This window comes from Methylohalomonas lacus (assembly GCF_024808875.1).
In the GTDB taxonomy this organism is placed as follows: domain Bacteria; phylum Pseudomonadota; class Gammaproteobacteria; order Methylohalomonadales; family Methylohalomonadaceae; genus Methylohalomonas; species Methylohalomonas lacus.
In genome coordinates this window covers 52,411-72,143 of the sequence record NZ_JANUCT010000003.1, presented here as the reverse complement: position 1 = coordinate 72,143, position 19,733 = coordinate 52,411, and the positions used below count along the sequence as shown (strand labels likewise).

The window sequence follows — 19,733 nt, the reverse complement described above, 5'->3', positions numbered from 1 at the left end:
CGCGCTTTATACCATAGTAAGCATCTGAAAAACAGCGCCTACCCTGTTTTTGACCCTGTTTTGGCCGGCAGCGTCGCGGTTTCCCGGAATTGAGCGATTCTTGAGCAATCATGCGCCCTTCCCCGGCCAGCCGCCGCACCGCCGTGGCCCCCGATTCTAGAATGGAAAACCCGACTCATGGCTGTCAGCATCAAAACCCCGGAAGAAATTGAAAAAATGCGCGTCGCCGGCCGGCTGGCCGCCGACGTGCTGGAAATGATCGGCGAACACGTCGTCGCCGGCGCCACCACCGACGAGCTGGACCGCATCTGCCACGACTACATCGTCAACGAGCAGCAGGCGATCCCGGCACCGCTGAATTACCGCGGTTTCCCGAAATCCGTCTGCACCTCGGTCAACCACGTCGTCTGCCACGGCATTCCCGGCGACAAGAAACTGAAAAACGGCGATATTCTCAATATCGACGTAACCGTCATCAAGGACGGCTATCACGGCGACACCAGCAAGATGTTCTGCGTCGGCGAGCCGGCCGTGCGCGCCCGCAAGCTCATCGACGTCACCTACGACTGCATGAAGCTGGGCATCGACATGGTCGCCCCCGGCGTGCGCCTGGGCGAGATTGGCGCAGCCATCCAGAAGCATGCCGAGGCGCAGAATTTCAGTGTCGTGCGCGAATACTGCGGTCATGGCATCGGCCGCGAATTCCACGAGGACCCGCAGGTCCTGCACTACGCTACCCACGACCCGGGACTGGCCCTGGAGGCCGGCATGTGCTTCACCATCGAGCCGATGATTAATGCCGGCAAGCGGCACGTGAAGCTGCTGCCGGACAACTGGACGGTGGTCACCAAGGACCGGCAGCTGTCGGCCCAGTGGGAGCACACCATACTGGTTACCGACAGCGGCCACGACGTGCTTACCACCCGCCCGGGAGAGACCTGGTAAACCGCATGTGGGACACCGATGTTACGGATCGCAAGCTGTTCGACGCCACCGAGTTCGCCCAGCGGGCAGCGGACATGCCGCACCTGCAGCGCTTCAAGGAAGCCCTGGAGCGGGGACATGACCAGCTCCGCGAGGCGTTCGCCATGGGCACGCCGATCAAGACCCTGGTATACAAGCGCGCCTGGTTCATCGATCAGGTACTGGCCGAGGCCTGGGCCCTGCATGAACTCGACAACGACGCCCTGAGCCTGGTCGCCGTCGGCGGCTACGGCCGTGGCGAGCTGCATCCGGCTTCCGATATCGACATCATGCTGCTGACGCAGCCGCGCCTGAACAACACGCAAAAAGAAGCGATTGAGCGCTTTTTGACCTTTCTATGGGATATCGGTCTGGAGGTCGGTCACAGTGTACGCACGGTCAAGGAATGCGTGCGCGAGTCGAAGAACGACATCACCGTCACCACCAACATGATGGAATCGCGGCGCCTGGCCGGCAACGCGGATCTCTATCGGAAGATGCGGGTGGCGACCGGTCCCGACAAAATATGGCCGACGCGCAAGTTTTTCGAGGCCAAGCTCGCCGAGCAGGTCGCCCGCCATCACAAGTATGACGACAGCGCCCACAACCTCGAACCGAACATCAAGGAAAGCCCCGGCGGTCTGCGCGACATCCAGATGATCGGCTGGGTGGCAAAACGGCATTTCGGTGCCGAGGACCTGCGCGAGCTGGTTGATCACGGCTTTCTGACCCGGACCGAGTTCCAGACGCTGAACACCGGTCTGGCCTTTCTCTGGCGTGTCCGTTTCGCCCTGCACACGCATACCGGCCGGCGCGATGATCGTCTGCTGTTCGACTACCAGAAACAGGTTGCCGCTGTCTTCGGCTATCACGCCGAGGATAACAGCGCCGTCGAGCAATTCATGAAAATGTACTTTCGTACAATCAAGGAGCTCAGCCGCCTGAACGAAATGCTGTTACAGCATTTCCAGGAAGCGATCATCTACGCCCGGCGCCGCGAGAAGATCAGGCCGCTGAACAAGCGCTTCCAGATGCGCAACGACTTTATTGAGGTCACAGACAAAAAGGTCTTCGAGCACTACCCGTTCGCCTTGCTCGAACTGTTTCTGCTGATACAACAGGAAGAAAGAATCCAGGGTGTGCGCGCCAGCACCATCCGTCTTGTACGCGAAAGCCTGGACCTGATCGACGACGACTTCCGCAGCGACATCCGCAACAAGAGCCTGTTCCTGGAAATCATCCGCCAGCCGCGCTGGGTCGGTCACGAGCTGCGGCGCATGCACCGTTACGGCGTGCTCGGTGCCTATATGCCGCAGTTCCGGGCCATCGAGGGACTGATGCAGTTCGACCTGTTTCACGTCTATACGGTCGACGAACACATCCTGACGCTGGTCAGAAACCTGCGCCATTTTGGCGTGCCCGAAAAAGCGGAAGAGTTCCCGCTGTGCACACAGATCCTCAGGACCGGCATTCCCAAGCAGGAATTGCTGTACCTCGGCGGCCTGTTCCACGACATTGCCAAGGGCCGCGGCGGCGACCACGCCAAACTCGGCGCGGAAGATGCCTACAACTTTTGCCGCGAGCATCTGCTGAGTGAACATGACGCCAGACTGGTCGCCTGGCTGGTCGATGAACATCTATTGATGTCGCAAACGGCGCAGCGCGAGGACATCGACGATCCGGAGGTCATCAACCGGTTTGCCAGCCGGGTCGGTGATCGCCAGCGCCTGAACTACCTGTACCTGCTGACCGTCGCCGACATCCGCGCCACCAATCCGTCGATGTGGAACAGCTGGAAGGATGCCCTGCTCGCCGACCTGTACCGCAAGACCCTGCTGGCACTGCGCCGCGGGCTGGAAAACCCGCTCGACAAGAATGAACGCATTCGCGAGACACGCGATGCGGCACTGGCGCTGATGAGCCGGAAGCTGAAAAACACGATCGACGTGGAAGCGCTCTGGGATACGCTGGGTGACGATTATTTCCTGCGCCATTCCGCCGACGAGATCGCCTGGCATACCCAGGCCATTGCCGATTGCGATAATGACGAACTGCCGCTGGTGCTGGTGCGACCACAGACCGAGCGTGGTGGTACCGAGGTATTCATCTACATGCAGGATCGCGATTTCATCTTCGCCACCACGACCCGGGTCATGGAACAGCTCGGCCTGGACATTCACGACGCGCGTATCATCACGTCGAGCAGCGGTTTCGTGCTCGACACCTATATCGTGCTCGAACCCGACGGCGAAATGATCGATGGCCGCAAGCGTGGCGATGAAATCAGCGACGCCCTGCACCGGGCGCTGTTGAACATCGACAAGCTGCCGCCGATCAAGACCAATCGCATGGCCGAGCGCAAGCTGCGGCATTTCCATATTCCAACCCGCATCGAGTTCACCAGCGACGAACCCAACAACCGCACGATCATGCAGGTCAGCGCCGCCGACCGGCCCGGCCTGCTGTCGCGGGTTGGCGTGGCGCTGCGCTTCTGCGGCGCACGCATCCAGGGCGCCAAGATCGCCACCTACGGCGAACGCGCCGAGGATATCTTTTTCATCACCGATCCCGACACCAACCAGCCGATCAGCGACACCATCAAGTTCGAGTGCCTGCGCAACTCGATCAGCGAGTCGCTGCAGAACTGACGTTTCATGACCCTGGAAACCGGCCACCGCAGCGCTCCCGCCAGCGAACAGGAACTGCTGCAGCGCGCCGCCGCCGTCGCCGGTCAGTCGCTGGCCGAACTGGCCGCCATGCTGGCGGTGCAGACACCGGCGGATCTCGATCACAACAAGGGCTGGGGCGGTCAGCTGCTCGAAACCTGGCTCGGCGCCAGCGCCGGATCGCAGCCGACGCCGGACTTTCCCGAGCTCGGCATCGAACTGAAAACCCTGCCGGTGGATACAGCCGGCCGGCCACTGGAATCGACCTACGTCTGCACGGTCGATCTGCAACCGGCCCCCGGTGGCTGGCACGACTCACTGGTGTGGCTGAAACTGCAGAAGGTCCTGTGGCTGCCGCTGGTTACGGCAAAGAACGCACCGCCGGGCGAACGCCGGATTGGCAGCGCACTGTTATGGTCACCGACTGCCGAGCAGGCCGACATACTGCAACAGGACTGGGAGGAGCTGATGGAACTGGTCAGCGCCGGCGAACTGGAACACATCTCCTCGCGCCAGGGCCAGTACCTGCAGATCCGGCCCAAGGCCGCCAACAGCCGCGCCCTGACCCGCAGCTTCGATTCCGACGGCAATGCGAGCCTGACCCTGCCGCGGGGGTTTTATCTGCGCCCAGCCTTCACCCGTCAGATCCTGCAGCACCACTTTCACTGATACGGTCTGAACAGGATTCAGGCTACTGCAGCATAAATTTCCGACCACCTGCTAGAATAACTGGCCGTAACGACCTGCAAGTGTCATCCCTGACCTGAAACGATGCCCGCTACACTGAACCGAAAAATCGCCGTTGCACCGATGATGCAACACACCGATCGGCACTGCCGCTACCTGCTGCGCCTGATCTCACGGCACACCCTGCTGTATACCGAGATGGTCACCAGCGGCGCGCTGCTGCACGGCGATCGCGCGCGGTTCCTGAATTTCGACGCCGCCGAACATCCGCTGGCCCTGCAGTTGGGCGGCAGCGAGCCACAGGAACTGGCCGAGTGCGCGGCGATCGCGGAGGACTGGGGCTACGACGAGGTCAACCTGAATATCGGCTGTCCCAGCGATCGCGTGCAGTCAGGCCGCTTTGGCGCCTGTCTGATGGCCGAACCGCAACGGGTCGCCGATTGCGTCGCTGCCATGCGCGCACGCACGCGCCTGCCGGTGACGGTCAAGACGCGCATCGGCATCGATGACCGTGACCGCTACCAGGATCTGCTCGATTTCATCGAACCGGTGCGCGCCGCCGGCTGCAGCGTGTTCATCGTCCATGCCCGCAAGGCCTGGCTGCAGGGCCTGAGCCCGAAGGAAAACCGCAGCAAGCCGCCGCTGCACTACGACCGGGTGCATCAGCTGAAGCGGGAATTCCCGGATCTCACCATCGTCATCAACGGCGGCATCGAGACGCTGGCCGCGGCGCAGGCCCAGCTCGAGCACGTCGACGGCGTCATGATTGGCCGCGCCGCCTACAACAATCCCTATATCCTGGCGGCGGCCGATCGGCTTATCGATGATGATGCCGCGGCTGAGCCGAACCGGCGGACCATCGTCGAGCAATTCCGCGATTACGCGGACCGCCACCTGGCGCAGGGCGTGCGCCTGCACCAGATGACCCGGCACCTGATGGGACTGTTTCAGGGACAGCCGGGCGCCCGTGCCTTTCGGCGCGTACTGTCGGAGCAGGGCCAGCGGCCCGGCGCCGGCATTGAGGTGATCGAAACGGCCATCCGCCAGGTCGACGGCGCCCGTAGCTAGAGATTCCGGTTACTCCTCCAGAGACCGGGGCTCAGCCCGATGGCGCTCAATCAAGGCCAAGTTGCGCAGATTAGCCTTGAAACCGGCGTCGAACAGGTCGCCGACGAGTGGCACGCTGCCGACGATGAAATCCAGCAGGACGTTCGCCAGCATGCGCAGCCGTATCATTAACGGCACATCCAGTTCGCCGGCCAGCCGGATGATGTAGACCGAGACTACGGCCGTGATCAGGTCGCCGATACCCGGTGCCAGACCGATAAGCGCATCCCAGCCGAAGCGCCAGCGTGTACCCGGCAGGCGAAAGGCGCTGTCCAGCAGGCGCGCCAGACGGCGTGCCCGCCGTAATGCGGCCGGCTCAGACGGCAGATACGCCACCGCGACTCAGCGCCGTGCGATGATCCAGACCGCGTGCACGATGCCGGGGATGTAACCCAGCAGGGTCAACAGGATATTGAGCCAGAAAGCGCCGCCCAGGCCGACCTGCAGAAACACACCCAGCGGCGGTAACAGTATGGCGATGAGAATTCTCAGTAAATCCATTTCATGCACTCCCTAATCATGGCTCAACCGGCGACGGCAGCCGTATTACCGCCTGCCAATCGCATGTGAGCAGGTCAATACATTCGTACTCCACTCTAACACGTCCCGGTCAACCTGCGCGGTCGTGGTGCAGGCTGCTCGGTCAATCTGTGATGGTTGCCATATTTCAGTGCAACCCGGTGCCCTGATTGGCTCATGTCAGCTGGAAAAACAGGCGAAAGCTGCATGCTCAGCGCCCTGAACAGGCCGTGCGCACGATCAACTGATATCGCCTGACCCGTTCATCGGGAAATGGCAACGTTCTTGCTTGCTGAATTCATACATGAATCTGGCAACAAGCCGTTACGACCCGGCCGGTCGCCTGCAGTTATAAAAAACATTCCGGCAATCACCGTAACACCCGCCACCCATAAAAACAGGAAAACTTATGCGCTCGCGATCCCTCAATTATCGCCATTGCCTCGTCTGTCTTATGGTCCTGCTGTGGCCAATCGGCGCGTGGGGACAGACGGAAACGGACAGTCTCAGCCAACTTGCCGGTGACTCGGTCTGGATCGTCACCGCGGCGGCACTGGTGTTTTTCATGCAGGCCGGTTTTGCCCTGCTGGAAAGCGGTATGAGCCGATCCAAAAATACCGTCAATGTCATCATGAAAAATTATATGGATGTCTGCCTCGGTTCGCTGATGTTCTGGCTTATTGGCTACGGTCTGATGTTCGGCACCAATCCGACCGGCTGGTTCGGCATGGACCATTTCGCACTGAACCGTGCCGAGCCCGGAGACTTCGGCTTCCTGTTTTTCCAGACCATGTTTGCCGCCACCGCGGTGACCATCGCCAGTGGCGCGATGGCCGAGCGTACGCGCTATCAGGGGTATCTCTACGGTGCCATCATCATCTGCGCCTTCGTCTATCCGGTTTACGGCAGCTGGGTCTGGGGTGGTTTCTACGGCGGCAGCGGCTGGCTGGCCGATCTCGGTTTTATCGACTTTGCTGGCTCCACGGTGGTGCATTCGGTCGGTGGCTGGATCGCCCTGGCCGGCATCATCGTGCTCGGGCCGCGGCTGGGTCGCTTCAGCGAGGATGGTGAGCCGCGTTATATCCCCGGACACAATCTTGGCAGCGTCGCACTCGGTGGCTTCATCCTCTGGCTGGGCTGGTTCGGATTCAATGCCGGCAGCACTGTCAGTGCCGATGTCAGCATCGGCCTGATCGCACTCAACACCCACCTGGCCGCCGCAGCCGGCGCCACCGGCGCCGTTCTTGCGCTCGCCCTGCTGCGCCTGAAGCCGCTGATGACCATGACCGTCAACGGCAGCATCGGCGGCCTGGTCGGTATTACTGCCGGCTGCGCCAGCATGGCGCCGAGCTACGCTATCGTCACCGGTCTCATTGCCGGTGTCATCGTCGTGCTCGGCACCCTGCTGCTGGAACGCATCCAGCTGGATGATGTGGTCGGTGCCGTACCGGTGCATGCCTTTGCCGGTGTCTGGGGTACGCTCGCCGCCGGCATATTTTACAGTGACAATCCTTTTAATCCCGAACAGATCATCGTTCAATTGATCGGCATTGCCGCCGGTTTTGTCTGGACCTTCCCGGTCGCACTGATCGTTTATGCCGTCATCAACCGGTTTGTCGGCCTGCGCATCGATACGGTTGGTGAACAGCGCGGTCTGGATTACAGCGAACACTATGAAATCGGCTATCCGGAGTTTCAGCAGGACACGCTGCACCAGGGGAAAAACTGATGGTGGAGCGCAAATCAGCAACCGATATCCCGCGTCGGCGTCGGGCCATCTACATGGGACTCAAGCAATACCTGGAAGGCGACGACCTGTTAAATGCGCTGTGTATCTGGCAACAGCACTACTCCCGCTTGCCAAAATTCGCCATAACCAACTTCGTCCGACGTATTACCGAGAACACCGGCCTGGCCAGTTCACGTGCAGCCATACATCTGAGCCTGACCAGTTCACTGATGCTCAACGAGGACAGTCTCGGCCCCGACCCGCTGGCGGACATGCGCCATTATCTGGGCAGCCGTCTGGGTGACAGCGAGGCCGAGAGCATTCTCGGCGGCAGTACAAATGCTCCGGACGATGGGGCCCGCCGCAGTGACAACATCCAGGTGTTCGAGATCCTCATGAACAGTTTCTTCACCGGCATCAGTGACAGCCAGCAAACGGCCGTTGCCGATGTACGTAGCGCGTTGCTCCGGCGGCTGCCCGAATTGATCCGGGACCCCAACCAGCTACAGGCTATAAGTGACTGGCTACGGGATGGCAAGCGGACGCTACAGGCGGAGCTCGATGCCGGGCAACTGCAGCAACTGCTGCATGCGGCTTATGTCGTTGCCTGTGACCGGCTCGGTCCCGTGCGCACCGACCAGTGCCTGACGCGGGCACTCGATACAGCCGAACGCAGCGACGCCGGGAGGCGCCAGTCGCCACGGATGTGGCTGTAACCCGCCCGCTTGCCAATAGCTGATCAGCCTGTTTCCATGAGCGTCGCAAGCATGAGGGTGCGGCGACCATGGCTGGGACAACCCCGGTACTGATCTACGATGGCGACTGTGGCATTTGCCGCGAGTGGGTGAACTACTGGCTCGGCCTGACCGGTGCTCGCGTCATCTATCGCAGCTACCAGTCGGCACTGGCCGACTATCCCCGGCTCAGCGCCGCCGACTGCCGCCGCTCGATCCAGTACATCGACAGCGACGGCCACATTCACAGTGGCGCCGCCGCGACTTTCCGGCTGTTACAACGCGCCGACCGGCCGTCGGGCTGGTGGTGCTACCGCTTCGTACCCGGCTTTGCCTGGCTGGCGGAACGGATCTACGACTTGTGCGCGCGCCGGCGCGGCCTGCTGCGGCTACTGAGCCATCAACTGTGGGGACCCTGGCGTACAGCGGCACGCTACGACCACGTGCAGTGGTGGTTTCTGCGCGGCCTTGGCCTCATCTATGTGTTTGCCTTCGCCTCGGCCGGCGTCCAGATCACCGGCCTGGTCGGTGCTGACGGTCTGTTACCCGTCAGCGAGTTTCTCGAACAACAGCACGGTTATTACGGTAGCGGCGCCTGGTACCATGCGCCAACCTTACTGTGGCTGGCGCACAGCGACCTGGCGCTGCAGTTACTCTGCCTGGCCGGCGCGCTCAGTGGCGTGGCAGTAGTTGCCAACCGGCTAACGACGCCGGCACTGGCGGCGGCGTTCGCGCTCTACCTCAGCGTGGTCCAGGGCGGCCAGGACTTCTTCCATTTCCAGTGGGACTTCCTGCTGCTCGAGGCCGGTTTTATCGCCGTCTTCGTCAACGCCTGGCCGAACCTGAGCCGCTGGCTGTATCGCTGGCTGCTGTTTCGCTACGTGTTCATGGCCGGCTTTGCCAAACTCGCCAGCGGCGACCCGACCTGGACCGGCCTGACGGCGCTCAGTCATCACTTTGCGACCCAGCCGTTACCGACGCCGCTGGCCTGGTACGTGCATCAATTACCCGCGGCGCTGCTGCAGGCGGCAACGGCCGCGACATTGCTGATCGAGATCGTACTGGTATTCCTGGTGTTCGCCCCGCGCCGGCCGCGCATGCTGTTCGCCTGGCTGCTCATCGGGTTTCAAATCGCCATTGCGCTCACCGGCAACTACAACTTCTTCAATCTGCTGACCCTGTTGCTGACACTGTGGCTGTTTGACGACGCTGCCCTCGCCCGCACGCGCGGCTGGCCGGCACCGCAGCGCGCCAGTAGACCGTTGCAGACTGGCCTGTGCCTGCTGCTGGCGGTGCTGATCGTGCTGCCCGGCATCAACCAGATGAGTCGCCACTATCGCCAGCAGGTCATACCGGTGGCGCAAACGATCGATCAGGCGCTGGCGCCGTTTCATATCGTCAATCCCTATGGCCTGTTTGCCAACATGACCACGCGGCGCCCGGAGATCGTGATCGAGGGTTCGCGTGACGGCGAAAACTGGCGCGCTTACGAATTCTCTTACAAGCCGGGCGATCCGGCGCGCGCGCCGGGCTGGAACATTCCGCACCAGCCGCGGCTCGACTGGCAGCTGTGGTTCGCCGCCCTGAGCCGCGCCGACCGCCAGCGCTGGTTCGCGCCATTGCTCGTCGGCCTGCTGGAAAACCGGCCGGCGATCACGGCTCTGCTGGCTGACAACCCGTTTCCCGAAAACGGCCCGCGGTATATCCGCGCGCGCCTGTTCCACTACCGGTTCACGGATTTCAGGACGGCTGACGACAATGGCCAGTGGTGGCGGCGCGACTACCGCGGTGATTACTACCCGACGGCGACCCTGGCAGACATCAGGAACCGGTCGCGCGGCGGTCTGCCGCTGCGCTGAGTTCAGTCACGCCCGTCTGCCAGACGCTGGCGTAGCGTGGCGAGCCTTTTATAGTCGTCGACAAGATCGGCGAGCCGGAAAACGGCATTGGCGGCACTCGGGTTCGGGCTGAGATAAACCCGGCAACCCTGCTGCAGCTGTGGCTGCAAGCCCCAGTCGATGGCGGCCGTGTCCTGATCCCGGCAACGCAGGTAATGACCGTAGGCAACCTTGCCGTGAAACCACAGCAACGCCGGCCGATAGCGTTCGATGCGCGCGGCCAGGTGCGGCACCCAGGCGTGAAAATCAGCGGCACGCAATGCCGCGGCACCGCGGCTCGGGCGTTTGACGACGTCGGTAAAACCGATACGCTTTTGTTCCTGCAACCAGCGGCACGCTGCCGGCCCCGGCGTCAATTCGCGACCGGCTAGGCCACTGGTGTTCAGCGCCGGCCAGAAGCGGTTCGTTCGACCGGCAAAGTAATAACCGGCACGCACGGCCGGCAATGACGGATTGAGCCCGATCGACAGAACGATCAGGCCGTCGTCGATAAAATCGGGTAAAGTTTCCATCAACCTTCGCTCTCTGACATTGCCTGTATCACGATGATCGGATTTACCCGCCTGACGAAAACCCTGTCTGCTGCAACGCCGGGCATTTGCCTGCTGTTCCTGTTATTGACCGGCTGCAGCGAGTCGACACCGGGCCTGCAGAAACTCGGTTCGGATGCCGTCATTCTCGCCTTCGGCGACAGTCTGACCCATGGCACCGGTACCGAGGAACAGTACAGCTACCCGGCCCGTCTTGCCGAGCAAACCGGACTGACGGTGATCAATGCCGGCGTACCCGGCGAACTGTCCGCCGCCGGGCGCGACCGCCTGCCCGGGCTACTGGAGCGTCACCGGCCGGACCTGCTGATCCTGTGCCACGGCGGGAATGACATCCTGCGTCAGCGTGATCCGGAAGCCGCGGCGGACAACCTGCGCGCCATGATTGCCATGGCCCATGAGCGCGGCATCGAGGTGTTGCTGATCGCGGTACCGAAGCCGGCATTGCTGCCACGCACTGCCGCATTCTATGCCGATGTCGCCAGCAGCACCGGCGTTCCGCTGGTGCGTGATGCGTTGGCGGACATTCTCTCCCGGTCATCACTCAAGGCCGACGCCGTGCATCCCAACCGCGATGGTTATGCCCGCCTCAGCGACGCGATTACCGACAAACTGCAACAGGCAGGCGCGCTGTAAACCATGCCGTGACTGTGGCACGGCTACGGGGGCTGTGCCATGATAGCTAATGATATTGCGCCACTGGATCACAATCCATAAGCCCGACAACGCCACCAATCCAAACAATCACAGGTTCAGCCATGAAACCAATGCCGTTCACCCTGCTGCTGTGTGCCCTGCTGCCGGCCACCAGCCTGGCCGCCGAACTGGCCAGCGATAAACAGAAATTCAGCTATGCCCTGGGCACCCAGATTGGCCGCAACGTCAGCCAGCAGGGTGTGGAGCTGGATGCCGAGGCCTTTGCCGCCGGCGTGCGGGATATTCTCGGCGACCGTGAGCTGCAGCTCAGTAACGAGCAAATGCAGGCCGCCGCGGAAAATTACCAGAAGGAAATGCAAAGCCGGCGCGAAGCCGAGGGCAGCGAAAACAGCCGCAAGGGCGCGGCGTATCGCGCCGGGAACAAGCAGTCGGGCGACTTCGAGGAGCTGGACAATGGTATCCAGTACAAGGTGATCAACACCGGCGACGGCGCCAGCCCCGCCGTTGAGGACACAGTCGTGGTGCATTACAGCGGCACGCTGATTGACGGCACGCAGTTCGACAGTTCCTACGATCGCGGTGAACCGGCGGAGTTCCAGCTGAACAAGGTTATCCAGGGCTGGCAGGAAATCCTGCCACGCATGCAGGAAGGCGCCAAATGGCAGGTGGTCATCCCGCCCGATCTGGCCTACGGCGAAAGCGGCGCCGGCGCCAGCATCGGGCCGAACGAAACGCTGGTGTTCGACATCGAGCTCATCGAAGTGAAGTGATTCAGCATGTCGTGGTCGCGGCCGCGTCGCAACGATCGCGAATCATTCGCAGAATGATGTCGGCAATAAGCTGCGGCTGGTCCATATGGATCATGTGGCCGCTGTGTTCGGCATAGACCTGGCGTCCGTTAACACTCAGATCAGCGAGTTCATCCTGCATGGCGCGCCACTGCTTTTCGCGCGAAATGCCAAGCGGGTTATCGGGCCACTGCTGCTGGCCACGGGTGACCACCACCAGCGGCACATCGGGAAAATCGTCGCCGAGAAAACCAACTTCGTTGCCGCTATAGGCAAAACTGGCCAGTTCGCGTTGCTGGGCAATGACCGCCCTGCGGCTGGCCAGGATCAGCATCGCTGTCTGGCGTACATCCTCGGGATATTTGTCGATCACCGACAAATCGTTGAAATGCGTCACCAGGCGCGGCCGGCTTGGCCGCCGCTGTTCACGGGTGCGAACCTCGGGAATACGTTCAGCCTGATCCGGGTGTGATGAGTCCACCAGCACGATCCCGGCTACCCTGTCCGGGCTGGATTTGGCGTAATACTGGACGTTATAGCCGCCAAAGGAATGACCGACAAGGATGTAAGGGGGGTCCAGACCGGCGACTTCGACCAGGCGTGAGAACTCGGTATTGATCTGGCTGGTCGTCCGTGGCGATGGTCCCATTTCGCTCCAGCCGTAGCCGGCACGGTCATAGGCGCAGGTATGCAATTCCGGCTCGAGCAGTCGCTGAATTTTCAGCCATTCCAGGGAAAAACCGCCCAGCCCGGCATCGAATATCACTGTCGGCCGTGCACTGTCCGCCGGACCCAGGCAATGCATGTGCAGGCGCACAGAGCCGATATCGTAAAGCTTGCCGGGCGCGTCGGTGATTTGTGCAGACAATGCGGGAGCAGCCAGCGCCATTAAAAGCAAAAGAACCGCCCGGCTTCGATGAAGCACCCTGCATCCCCGGCCGCAAACGGTCAGTAAGCCGCCGGGCGCGAGCTGATGCTGCCGCGGACTGGCGCTAGGCATCGCCATCCTTGCCAATGTAGGTTATGCGCCAGATTCGGCCCTGCACCGAATCGGACACGTACAACGCGCCATCCGGCCCCAGCGCCAGGCCGGTTGGCCGGAATTCCGCGTCCTCGGGCGATTCCACATGACCGCTGTCACCAGCAAAGCCGTCGGCGAACACTTCCCAGTCACCGGTCGGCTTGCCGTCAGCAAACGGCACGAACACGACCTGATAGCCGACCTGGCCCTGATCGCCCCGGTTGTAGGAACCATGGAAGGCGATGAAGGCACCGTCATGGAACGCTTCCGGAAACTGCTCGGCCTCGTAGAACAGCATGTCGTTCGGACTGTAGTGGGCCGGAAAGCCCAGCAGCGGAGACGGGTAATCGGCGCAGCGGCCGACCGCGTCGCCATCACCGCCGTATTCCGGGGCGAGAACAAGCTTCTGCTGCTCGGCATCGTAGTAACAGTAGGGCCAGCCATAGCGGCCGCCGGCCTCGATGCGCAGCAATTGCTCCGCCGGCTGGTCTGCACCTTGCTCTTGGGTAAAGAGTCCCGGCCAGAATTCATGCAGCTGGTCGCGGCCATGCTGGACCGCGTACAAGGCCTCGGCGCGGCGGCTCCAGGCGAGCGCATAGGCGTTGCGGATGCCACTGGCATAGCGTTCGCCATCGGCCTGGCGCTGGCCGGTGCGATCGGCCGGGAAACGCCAGATGCCGGCATGGCGCTCCAGTTGCGGGCACGGATCGAGGCCGGGCACACCGGCCTGGCGGTTCTTTTCCTGGCAGGCATTCGACGGCGCCCCGACATTGACGTACAGGTTATGACGCTCATCGAAGGTGAAGGTCTTGCCGGTGTGTTCCTGCTGCTCGGGGAAACCATCGACCACGACTTCCCCCGGCCCGTCCGGAACCAAGTCCTGTCCGAGTCGATAGCGGTAGATCGCGTCATCGGCACCGAAGTACAGCCAGTCGTCATGTATCTCGATAGCCATGCCGGGCGCGTCGGCAAACTCCCGCACGATATCCACGCGGCCATTGCCGGTGCTGTCCTTCAGCGCCAGAATGCCGCCCAGATCGAAGCGCAGGTTACGCAGCGCCGCGTAGATGGTACCGTCCTCGGCCACGGTAATATGGCGAACAAAACCGAGATTGTCGGCGACCACCATCGCACAGAAGCCCTCGGGCAATACCAGGCTGCCATCATCGGGATCGCATACCGCCGGCTGATCAGCCACCGATTTCGCCGGCTGCCCGCCGTCATCGCAGCCGGCGAGCAGTCCCAGCAAGGTCAGTCCGACCGCCCGGGCCAAGTTCCGGCCAATCGGCCGGGATGAACACAATCGCAGCATAAATGTCTTATTCTGGGAAAATTATTCCGCTTCAGTTAGTGTATCACTTTGCATCAGCGAGACGCTCCGATCGCGGACTGTGATCGGTTGCTGTGCTACAGGTTTTAGACCGGAAATGGCTGTCACTATCCGTCCGGGCATTGATTCAGCGGCGTAGGCGCCGGACGACCCCTGCCACTTCCTGCTGACAGCGCGCCACCGCCTCGGGCCGGCTGCCTGTTGACGCAACCGCAACATGCAGTAACTGGAAAAGCTAACATAACATGGAACCGGAAACGGCTGCCGCTGAACCCCCGGACAGTGGTATGGTCCATAGGTTAAATTACTGACGATTTATATGATGCCAAAGATATTCCAAAAAACCGCGCTCCTGGCCCTGTCCGTTTGTCTGGTCCTGGCGCATGCCCCGCTGCATGCCGAAGTCCGGCTCGTCGACGCCGATCAACTGCAGGCCAGGGAGAAACACCAGCGCGCCATCGACATCATCACCCATATTGCCACGACCTACCATTACCGGCAGACCGAGCTGGATGATGCCATGTCGAAGAAAATCTTTGACAATTACTTCGACAGTCTCGACCCCAACCGTAGTTTTCTGACCCACAGCGATATCGAGCGCTTTTCCGACTATCGCACTCGCATGGATGACGCCATGCGCGACGGCGAACTGGGTATTGCCTTCGACATATTCAAGCATTACCGGCAATGCGTTAAAGAGCGCGTCGACTATGCACTGTCTCAACTGGACCAGGAATTCGACTTTGACACCGATGAACGCTACCGCTATGACCGTCAGGAGATGCCCTGGCCGGAAAACGATGCGGAACTCCGCGACATCTGGGACAAACGCATCAAGAACGATTATCTGCTGCTGAAGTTGACCGACAAATCGCCGGACGACATCCGCGAAACCCTGCGCAAGCGTTACGAGCGCATCGTTACTAGCACGTTTCAGCTGAAGGCGGACGATGTCTTCCAGACATTCGTCAATGCCTACACCACGGCCATTGAACCGCACACGGCGTACTTTTCACCGCGCACGTCCGAAAATTTCGACATCAGCATGCGTCTGTCGCTCGAGGGTATCGGTGCCGTGCTGAGTGGCGAAACCGATTACACCGAAGTCCAGCGCATCGTCACCGGCGGCCCGGCGGACATGAGCGGCGAACTCGAGGCCGAAGATCGTATTATCGGCGTTGCCCAGGGCGAGGAGGGTGAAATGGTCGACGTCATCGGCTGGCGCCTGGATGACGTGGTCGACCTGATCCGCGGGCCGAAGGGCAGTATCGTGCGCCTGGAAGTATTGCCCAAGGGCATGGGGCCGGGGGGGCCGACCAAGACCATTGAACTGGAACGCAACAAGATCAAGCTTGAACAACAGGCCGCCAAGTCGGAAGTGCTGGAGCTGGATGGCACATCCTCGCGCGTCGGCGTAATCGACATACCGACCTTTTATATGGATTTCGCCGCCCATCAGCGCGGTGACAAGGACTACCGCAGTACCACCCGCGACGTTCGCAAGCTCATCGACGAGTTGCGCGACAAGAACGTGGACGGCCTGGTCATCGATCTGCGCGGCAATGGCGGCGGCTCGCTGACCGAGGCCCTGGAACTGACCGGCCTGTTCATCTCCGGTGGTCCCATCGTCCAGACCAAGGATTCCAGCGGCCGCATCGAGGTCAACGAGGATCCTGATCCCGAGCTGTTCTACCAGGGGCCACTGGCCGTCCTGGTTGACCGCAACAGCGCCTCGGCTTCAGAAATCTTCGCCGGCGCCATCCAGGACTACAAGCGCGGCATCGTCATTGGCGAACCCACGTTCGGCAAGGGCACCGTGCAGAACATCATCGACCTGAGTCGTTTTGACAATCAGGGTGACGAAGAACTGGGTCGCCTGAAAACGACCATCGCCCAGTTCTTCCGCATCAGCGGCGGCAGCAACCAGCATCGCGGTGTCGTGCCGGATATTGTCTACCCGACCGCGCATCGTGCCGAGGATTCCGGCGAACGGAGCTATGAAAATGCCCTGCCCTGGGACAGTGTCCGGCCGGCCAAATTTGAACCGGCGGCGGCACCGACAGATAAATTCGATGTCGTCCGAGATCGGCATGAACAGCGGATCGCTGACAACGAAAGCTTTGCAGCCTTGCTGGAACGTACCCGTTTTCTGGAACAACAGCGTGAAGACAAGACCGTTTCGCTGAATCTGGAAAAACGCAAGCAGGAGCGTGAGCGTCTGGAGGCCGAGCAGGAGGAACTGGACGAGCAATACCACAATTCGCTGGGGATGGAGCTTGAACCGGAAGACGACTCCGACTCCAAGGAAGAGGGTGACAGCGACAAACCAGACATCCTGTTGCGAGAGGCCGCACGCATTCTCAACGATCTCATCGTGCCGACTGACGAGTTGCCGAAACAGCTGCATGCCGACAAGAAAGCCTCTGCCAATTAAGCAGGACCTCTAAAACACTTTCACGCCAACGCCGGTCAAGCTAGAATAATTCGACCGTTTGCCCAGTTGGCGGCGGTCGTGTCGCGGACTGGCGCAACAAGCGCCGCCATGTCCAGTGTAAATCGACATCAATTCCAAGGAAGCCGTTATCAGCGACAAAATCACAGCAACCCTCATTGAGGGCGACGGTATCGGGCCGGAAATCGTCAATGCCACCGTCGATGTTCTCGATGCAATGCATGCCCCTTTTGTCTGGGAACGCCACAAGGCCGGACTTCAGGCACTCGATGAATGTGGCGACCTGCTACCGGAAGCCATGCTCAACAGCGTGCGCGACAACCATCTGGCCCTCAAGGGCCCACTGGAAACACCGGTCGGTAGCGGCTTCCGTTCCGCCAACGTGCGCCTGCGCGAGATTTTCAAGCTTTACGCAAACGTCCGCCCGGCCCGCACTTTCGTCAAGGGCGGTCGTTATGAAGACATCGACCTGGTTCTCATCCGGGAAAATACCGAGGGCTTTTATGTCGGTGTCGAAAACTACGTGCCCATTGACGACGATCCCAAGGCGGTCGCCCAGGGGACCGGCTTCAATACCCGCTCCGGTTGCCGCCGCATCGCCGAGTTTGCCTTCGAATATGCCGTCAAGCATGGCCGCAAGAAGGTCACGATTGTCCACAAGGCCAATATTCTCAAATATCTGACTGGCCTGTTCCTGGAAACTGCCTATGAAGTCGGCGAACAGTACAAGGATCGGCTGACGATTGAAGACAAGATTGTCGATAACTGTGCCATGCAGCTGGTCCTCAACCCGTCACAGTATGATGTTCTCGTGACCACCAACATGTTCGGTGACATCCTTTCGGACGAAATCGCCGGGCTTATCGGCGGTCTGGGTCTGGCACCCGGTGGCAATATTGGCAAGCACGGCTGCATCTTCGAGGCGGTACACGGCACGGCGCCTGATATCGCCGGCCAGGGCAAGGCCAATCCGACCGCGATCATGCTGGCCGCCGCCATGATGCTGGACCATGTGCATTACCACGACATGGCCGAGCAGCTACGAACCGCAATCCACCGCGCCATTGACGACGGCATCCGTACCGGCGATCTGGGCGGCAGCGCCTCCACCGAGGAATACACCAGGGCCGTCATCGAACGGCTCGACTGAACGCCGGGATCAGTCGGTCGCCTGCGACTGACGTCGCAACAGCTTTAGTGCAAACTGCCGGGCCCGCTGCAGGGCCTGTTCGTCAAGCTCCGCCTCCAGGCTGTCGCGCAACACCGGATCCTCGTCGACATTACCGCGCAGCGCCATAAACAGATAGATATAGGCCCGCTCCGGGTTCTTCGCCACGGCGCCACCGCTGGCATAAAGCCGTACCAACCGATACTGAGCGCCGGCATGGCCGAGTTCGGCGGCCGTACCGTGCAAATACAGCGCCGTATCGATCTCCTCCGGCCGCCCCCGGCCCTGCAGATAGCATTCACCGAGCTCGTACATGGCAGCGAGATGGTCCTGGTCAGCGGCGCGTTCGAACCAGTCGCAGGCCGAGCGTTCCGGTTCCGGCGTCGTGACTTCGCCACGACGGATCATTTGCCCCAGATCGTAGGCGGCATCAGTATTATCGTTTTCGGCCAACTGGCGAAACAGGCGCGCGGCCTGCGCATGGGCCCCCTGTTGCTGCAACCGCTCGGCATCCTCGAGGGTGTAATAGCTGACCGCCAGGGCAGCCATGCCGGCAGCGCCCAGCCACAGTGCCAGCACCGGCAGCAGCATGCGCAACTGCTTCACCAGTCCACCAGCCGGTTGATCGACCGCATCACATCCGCGTCGAGGGCCAGTTCCATGGCACGCTGGCTCGCCAGAACGCTGGCCACGCGGCGTGCGCCGGCGATGACAAACATGTGTTCATCCAGCTGCAACAGCCAGGCGATGGCCAGATTGGCCACACTCGTAACATACCGCTGGGCCAGCTGCCGCAGTTCCTTATCGTCGGCCAGCCGCGCATGGTCATGGTAGCCACCGACCGGGCTGTGGGCGATAAAGGCGATACCGTGTTCACGACAGCGCGTAACGACACCGTCGGCCAGCGACTGTTTGCGACGCGGGTGGAGGCCATTCTGTACCGACGCGATCGATGTCACTTCGGCAGCCCGCGCCAGCTGGGCGTCGTCAATATTGGAAAGACCGATATGCGCGATCCGGCCGGCAGCCTGAAGATCCCGTAACACCCCCACCGATTCGCTGATATCAACATCCGGATCCGGCGCGTGCAGCTGGTAGAGGAAGATGCGTTCGACGTCGAGGTCGCGCAGGCTTTGTTCGCAAGCCTGACGCAGGGCCTGCGGCCGGCCGTTCGCGCGCCAGCCGCGACCTGTCCACTGCACACCGCCCTTGGTAGCTACATGCACACGCCGGCCCTGCGGATGCTGGCTGAGTGCCCGGGCGATCAGGCGTTCATTGTCTCCCGGAGCGGCCGTGCTGCTGTAGACGTTGGCACTGTCAATGAAATCACCGCCGGCATCGATGAAACGGTGGATCACGTCGATGGCCGTGGCCGGTTCCGGCGCGCCGGCCAGCGACAGCGGCATGGCACCCAGCCCGACCGCCGTCAGTTCGGTATCCGCCAGCCGCCGCCGCAATGTCATCGG

General features: G+C 61.4%; 18 protein-coding genes. 11 read left to right on the top strand and 7 right to left on the bottom strand.

From position 1 onward, the window contains the following. Positions 1-177: 177 nt before the first annotated feature. The 4 genes from map (at position 178) to dusA (ending at position 5,384) form a co-directional block, all read left to right on the top strand. On the top strand, positions 178-945 hold the full coding sequence (gene map, locus J2T55_RS02570) for a type I methionyl aminopeptidase (protein WP_259054060.1): 768 nt from the start codon (positions 178-180) through the stop codon (positions 943-945). A gap of 5 nt (positions 946-950) precedes the next feature. After that, positions 951-3,611 (top strand): [protein-PII] uridylyltransferase, encoded by a 2,661-nt coding sequence (gene glnD, locus J2T55_RS02565; protein WP_259054059.1) that lies wholly within the window; start codon positions 951-953, stop codon positions 3,609-3,611. A 6-nt stretch (positions 3,612-3,617) separates the two neighbouring features. Beyond that, on the top strand, positions 3,618-4,298 hold the full coding sequence (mutH, locus tag J2T55_RS02560) for a DNA mismatch repair endonuclease MutH (protein WP_259054058.1): 681 nt from the start codon (positions 3,618-3,620) through the stop codon (positions 4,296-4,298). A 102-nt stretch (positions 4,299-4,400) separates the two neighbouring features. Beyond that, positions 4,401-5,384, top strand: coding sequence for a tRNA dihydrouridine(20/20a) synthase DusA (gene dusA, locus J2T55_RS02555; RefSeq protein WP_259054056.1), 984 nt, complete (start codon positions 4,401-4,403; stop codon positions 5,382-5,384). A 9-nt stretch (positions 5,385-5,393) separates the two neighbouring features. On the opposite strand, the gene J2T55_RS02550 is transcribed toward dusA, so the two are convergent. Together J2T55_RS02550 and J2T55_RS02545 are read right to left on the bottom strand one after the other, a co-directional pair. Then, entirely contained in the window at positions 5,394-5,759 is a 366-nt protein-coding gene (locus J2T55_RS02550; RefSeq protein ID WP_259054054.1) for a DUF4112 domain-containing protein, read from the bottom strand. A gap of 6 nt (positions 5,760-5,765) precedes the next feature. Next, positions 5,766-5,924 (bottom strand): YqaE/Pmp3 family membrane protein, encoded by a 159-nt coding sequence (locus tag J2T55_RS02545; RefSeq protein ID WP_259054053.1) that lies wholly within the window; start codon positions 5,922-5,924, stop codon positions 5,766-5,768. A gap of 472 nt (positions 5,925-6,396) precedes the next feature. On the opposite strand from J2T55_RS02545, the gene J2T55_RS02540 reads away from it, so the two are divergent. From J2T55_RS02540 to J2T55_RS02530, 3 genes are all read left to right on the top strand, one after another. After that, on the top strand, positions 6,397-7,671 hold the full coding sequence (locus J2T55_RS02540; protein WP_259054199.1) for an ammonium transporter: 1,275 nt from the start codon (positions 6,397-6,399) through the stop codon (positions 7,669-7,671). Then, positions 7,671-8,387: a hypothetical protein gene (locus J2T55_RS02535; protein ID WP_259054052.1), complete on the top strand. Its 717-nt coding sequence runs from the start codon at positions 7,671-7,673 to the stop codon at positions 8,385-8,387. The genes J2T55_RS02540 and J2T55_RS02535 overlap by 1 nt, the downstream gene beginning before the upstream one ends. 68 nt (positions 8,388-8,455) lie before the next feature. Further along, positions 8,456-10,264, top strand: a complete 1,809-nt coding sequence (locus J2T55_RS02530) for a lipase maturation factor family protein (RefSeq protein ID WP_259054050.1) — start codon at positions 8,456-8,458, stop codon at positions 10,262-10,264. Between the two features lie 2 nt (positions 10,265-10,266). On the opposite strand, the gene J2T55_RS02525 is transcribed toward J2T55_RS02530, so the two are convergent. Continuing rightward, complete coding sequence (locus tag J2T55_RS02525; RefSeq protein ID WP_259054048.1) at positions 10,267-10,815, bottom strand: mismatch-specific DNA-glycosylase; 549 nt, start codon at positions 10,813-10,815, stop codon at positions 10,267-10,269. A gap of 33 nt (positions 10,816-10,848) precedes the next feature. Here J2T55_RS02525 and J2T55_RS02520 point away from each other — a divergent pair, with 33 nt between their 5' ends. Beyond that, a complete protein-coding gene (locus J2T55_RS02520; RefSeq protein ID WP_259054047.1) occupies positions 10,849-11,487 on the top strand; it encodes an arylesterase in 639 nt (212 codons plus the stop codon). 122 nt (positions 11,488-11,609) lie between these two features. Further along, a complete protein-coding gene (locus J2T55_RS02515; protein WP_259054046.1) occupies positions 11,610-12,278 on the top strand; it encodes an FKBP-type peptidyl-prolyl cis-trans isomerase in 669 nt (222 codons plus the stop codon). Position 12,279: 1 nt separating this feature from the next. On the opposite strand, the gene J2T55_RS02510 is transcribed toward J2T55_RS02515, so the two are convergent. After that, complete coding sequence (locus J2T55_RS02510) at positions 12,280-13,185, bottom strand: alpha/beta fold hydrolase (protein WP_259054045.1); 906 nt, start codon at positions 13,183-13,185, stop codon at positions 12,280-12,282. A gap of 103 nt (positions 13,186-13,288) precedes the next feature. Next, positions 13,289-14,590 (bottom strand): PQQ-dependent sugar dehydrogenase, encoded by a 1,302-nt coding sequence (locus J2T55_RS02505; RefSeq protein ID WP_259054044.1) that lies wholly within the window; start codon positions 14,588-14,590, stop codon positions 13,289-13,291. A 379-nt stretch (positions 14,591-14,969) separates the two neighbouring features. Here J2T55_RS02505 and J2T55_RS02500 point away from each other — a divergent pair, with 379 nt between their 5' ends. Then, positions 14,970-17,081: a carboxy terminal-processing peptidase gene (locus J2T55_RS02500; protein ID WP_259054043.1), complete on the top strand. Its 2,112-nt coding sequence runs from the start codon at positions 14,970-14,972 to the stop codon at positions 17,079-17,081. Positions 17,082-17,229: 148 nt separating this feature from the next. Beyond that, positions 17,230-18,249, top strand: a complete 1,020-nt coding sequence (locus J2T55_RS02495; RefSeq protein ID WP_259054198.1) for an isocitrate/isopropylmalate dehydrogenase family protein — start codon at positions 17,230-17,232, stop codon at positions 18,247-18,249. Positions 18,250-18,258: 9 nt separating this feature from the next. On the opposite strand, the gene J2T55_RS02490 is transcribed toward J2T55_RS02495, so the two are convergent. Both J2T55_RS02490 and J2T55_RS02485 read right to left on the bottom strand, forming a co-directional pair. Then, complete coding sequence (locus J2T55_RS02490; RefSeq protein WP_259054042.1) at positions 18,259-18,873, bottom strand: tetratricopeptide repeat protein; 615 nt, start codon at positions 18,871-18,873, stop codon at positions 18,259-18,261. Further along, a complete protein-coding gene (locus J2T55_RS02485; protein WP_259054041.1) occupies positions 18,870-19,730 on the bottom strand; it encodes an aldo/keto reductase in 861 nt (286 codons plus the stop codon). Before J2T55_RS02485 ends, J2T55_RS02490 begins: the two co-directional genes overlap by 4 nt. Positions 19,731-19,733 lie beyond the last annotated feature (3 nt).